Source organism: Weissella fangxianensis, from assembly GCF_024718545.1.
GTDB classification, from domain to species: domain Bacteria; phylum Bacillota; class Bacilli; order Lactobacillales; family Lactobacillaceae; genus Weissella; species Weissella fangxianensis.
In genome coordinates, this window is the sequence record NZ_JAMXDB010000068.1 from 1 (window position 1) to 3,144 (window position 3,144).

The 3,144-nt window shown below is 38.3% G+C and carries 5 protein-coding genes; 3 read left to right on the plus strand and 2 right to left on the minus strand.

The window, feature by feature from the left end:
- Positions 1–3: 3 nt before the first annotated feature.
- Positions 4–96, plus strand: a complete 93-nt coding sequence (locus tag NGR58_RS09970; RefSeq protein WP_407077141.1) for an IS3 family transposase — start codon at positions 4–6, stop codon at positions 94–96.
- 59 nt (positions 97–155) lie between these two features.
- Here the strand turns inward: NGR58_RS09970 and NGR58_RS09975 are convergent, their stop codons facing one another.
- Positions 156–749 (minus strand): TVP38/TMEM64 family protein, encoded by a 594-nt coding sequence (locus tag NGR58_RS09975; RefSeq protein WP_258089346.1) that lies wholly within the window; start codon positions 747–749, stop codon positions 156–158.
- A 276-nt stretch (positions 750–1,025) separates the two neighbouring features.
- On the opposite strand from NGR58_RS09975, the gene NGR58_RS09980 reads away from it, so the two are divergent.
- Positions 1,026–1,715, plus strand: coding sequence for a triose-phosphate isomerase (locus NGR58_RS09980; protein ID WP_258089347.1), 690 nt, complete (start codon positions 1,026–1,028; stop codon positions 1,713–1,715).
- Between the two features lie 307 nt (positions 1,716–2,022).
- Positions 2,023–2,985 carry a 2-hydroxyacid dehydrogenase family protein gene (locus NGR58_RS09985; RefSeq protein ID WP_258089348.1) on the plus strand — a complete coding sequence of 321 codons (963 nt, stop codon included), beginning with the start codon at positions 2,023–2,025 and terminating at the stop codon, positions 2,983–2,985.
- A 63-nt stretch (positions 2,986–3,048) separates the two neighbouring features.
- On the opposite strand, the gene NGR58_RS09990 is transcribed toward NGR58_RS09985, so the two are convergent.
- The gene (locus NGR58_RS09990) at positions 3,049–3,141 is read right to left on the minus strand and encodes an IS3 family transposase (RefSeq protein WP_407077141.1); all 93 of its coding nucleotides are present in this window, start codon (positions 3,139–3,141) and stop codon (positions 3,049–3,051) included.
- Positions 3,142–3,144: the final 3 nt, after the last annotated feature.

Consider the following 3,144-nt stretch of genomic DNA (forward strand, 5'->3'; position numbering starts at 1 on the left):
TATATCTATTACTACAATAATAAACGGATTAAAACAAAACTGGCCGGAAAAACTCCGGTTCAATACCGAAATCTTTCCGACCAGCTAGTTGCTTAAACTTCTCTCCAATTTTTGGGGTTCAGTTCAAAGTTCCACATGGAACTTCCGCTTTTTTACTATCCAACAATTCTTAATAACCAATCTGCCCCGTACAACATCCCCAGGCTATAAAGGAAAATCGATAATGGCTTACCAGCCAATAAAATAATGGTAAATTCACGCCAGGTCATTTTCGTCAAACTTGTTAGCAGTACCAAGGCATCGTCTGGTGCAACTGGCGAAAAAATCAACAAAGCAAATGTCCAATGCCATCCCTTGGAATCCAAACGATTAATATACTTATTTAGCGTATCTTCACTAACAAAGATATCAATCACTCGTCTACCATAACGTCGGCCCAACCAGAAGAGAATCATTGACCCGATGACAATGCCAATATAATTATACAAAAACCCTAACCAAGGGCCGAACATCACAACACCAGCTGCTAATGACACACCTCCTGGTAATATCGGAATAACGACCTGGACAATTTGGACGAAAACAAATAAGATTGGTGCCCAAATACCATATTTTTTCAGTAGTTTAATTAACGAATCAGTATCATTGAAAACACCAATGCGATATAAATGGACGACTAACCAACCAAGCAGTACGAGCATAATAATTGATAATATTTTTATTGATAAACGTATGTATCGTACCTTCATGTCATCCCCCAAGATTGACGCAAACTAATTTAATTGTACAGCTTATGCTTACGATATTAATTTAACCTTTAATTGTAAATAAGATAACCCATCACTTCACATTTAGAAAAATATTGTACCTAAAAATTTTACAAAAAGCTATAATCATTTTCCTACTTGTTATACCACCCATGCAATAGAAACTTGTTGCAGCCATGTTCGGCTTGTGAATTATTTACCACCCTCATGTTATACTAAGTTATATGAGAGAGACCATCATGTATGGAGGTATAGCCTATGCTAGCAGTTTTAAACTTCAAGAATTTAGTTGATTTTGAACAACAAAAACAATTTTTAGCTGATCTCAGTCAAACAACTGTAGACGTTGATTTAAAGATTGCGCCAACACTACCAGTACCAAATACTTACGATAATTTTGAAGTCGTTAGTCAAAATTTAACGATCAAACAACGTACAGTTGGTGAAATATCACCCAGTGTTTTACAATCACTCGGCATAACAACAAGCTTTATTGGTCATTTAGAACGTCGTAAATCACTTAATGAAGGATTATTGATTGTTCGTAAGCGGCTCGAAAATGCTTTAGAAAATGATATTACACCAATCTTATCAGTTGGGCAGTACAGTAATATTGAGATGGTCGTTGAAGAACTAGGTATCTTATTAAAAGATGAGCCCATCAACAAACCAATTATTATTGCCTATGAATCGTTAGCTTCAACTGAAATGGGTCGGGCACTCTATTCTATCGATGAAATTCGTGATATTCACGATGCCATTCGCAAATTTATGAAAAACAATTATCCTGAAATTTCATACCAACTCATTCTAGGTGGTCACATGGACGAAGCCGGTTCACCAATCGCTAATGCCATCGGCTACGACGGCGTCCTAATTGGTGATCGTTACCATACCCTAAACGATTTCCAACCTGTACTGGATGTGCTGAATAAACTTAGTAGGTAAAAGCAGAGTGTGACAAGCAATGCTTTGAATCCGATTGTAACGATATGCCACTTTTTTGTACGTAGCGTAGCGAAGGGCAAAAATAGTGGCATATCGTTACATTAAGGATTCAGTTGCTTGGAGCACGTTTATGCAGAGTGTGACAAGCAACTATTTGAATCCACCCTAATATTTACTTCTGACAGCTAATCTAGCTGTCTTTTATTTTGAAAACTCTTCTTAAACTTTCATAGTTATAACGACCTAATTGAATTTTAAACGTATTCGCGAGATAATGAAAGCGGTATCAAAAGAAAAGGAGATAATCATGAGTAAGGTATATCTGTCAGCAGAATTACCCGCACTGGCTACGCAAACATTAACCGACAACGGGTTCGATGTTTCAATTTATGACGGTGACGGTTTAGTTTCACATGAAACATTGCTTAAAAACGTCCGTGATGCGGATTTTTTAATCACACCCCTATCAACTAAGGTCGATCGTGAAATTATCGACGCCGCCCCAAAACTAAAACTAATTGCTAACTTTGGCGCTGGTTTTAACAACATTGATACTGCTTATGCTAAAGAAAAAGGCATTCCAGTCACAAACACCCCTGCCGTTTCAACTAATGCGGTTGCTGAGGTGACGATTGGCCTAATGCTTGCGTTGAGCCATCGCATTGTTGAAGGAAATTACAAAATGCACCGTGATGGTTTCCCTGGCTGGGCACCATTATTCTTCTTAGGCCATGAAATCGCTGGTAAAACATTAGGAATCGTCGGGCTCGGCAACATCGGTAGCGACGTGGCCCGTAAAGCCAATGCTTTGGGAATGCACGTACAATACTACAAGCGTACCCCTTTGTCTGACCCTGAAGAGCGTTCAATGAAGGTCACTTATCGTCCATTTGATGAATTAATTGCAACAAGTGATTTTATCTCAATTAATGCACCCCAAACAGACGAAAACTATCATCAATTCAATGACGCTGCTTTCAAGGCAATGAAGCCCACGGCAAACATTATTAATGTTGGTCGTGGTCCAATCATTGATGAAACTGCGCTATTGCAAGCCCTTAAAGATGGTGAAATTGCAGGTGCTGCGCTAGATGTCTATGAACGAGAACCTGAAGTTGACGATGGTTTTAAGATTCTTAAAAACGTCATTCTAACACCGCACGTTGGTAATGCAACTATTGAAGCTCGTGATGCCATGGCTAAAATTGTCGCTGATAACGTTGTTCTCGTAGATAATGACCAGTCGGCAAATTTTATTGTTAATCCTTAAAAATCATCAATTTAAAACTACAAAAAGGTTGGCTGAACTGAACCCCAAAAATTGGAGAGAAGTTTAAGCAACTAGCTGGTCGGAAAGATTTCGGTATTGAACCGGAGTTTTTCCGGCCAGTTTTGTTTTAATCCGTTTATTATTGTAGTAATAGATATA

Bases quoted from the DNA above. Each gene is read 5' to 3' on its own strand.
- NGR58_RS09980 (WP_258089347.1), top strand. From the start codon at position 1,026: ATGCTAGCAGTTTTAAACTTCAAGAATTTAGTTGATTTTGAACAACAA.
- NGR58_RS09985 (WP_258089348.1), top strand. From the start codon at position 2,023: ATGAGTAAGGTATATCTGTCAGCAGAATTACCCGCACTGGCTACGCAA.
- NGR58_RS09975 (WP_258089346.1), bottom strand. From the start codon at position 749: ATGAAGGTACGATACATACGTTTATCAATAAAAATATTATCAATTATT.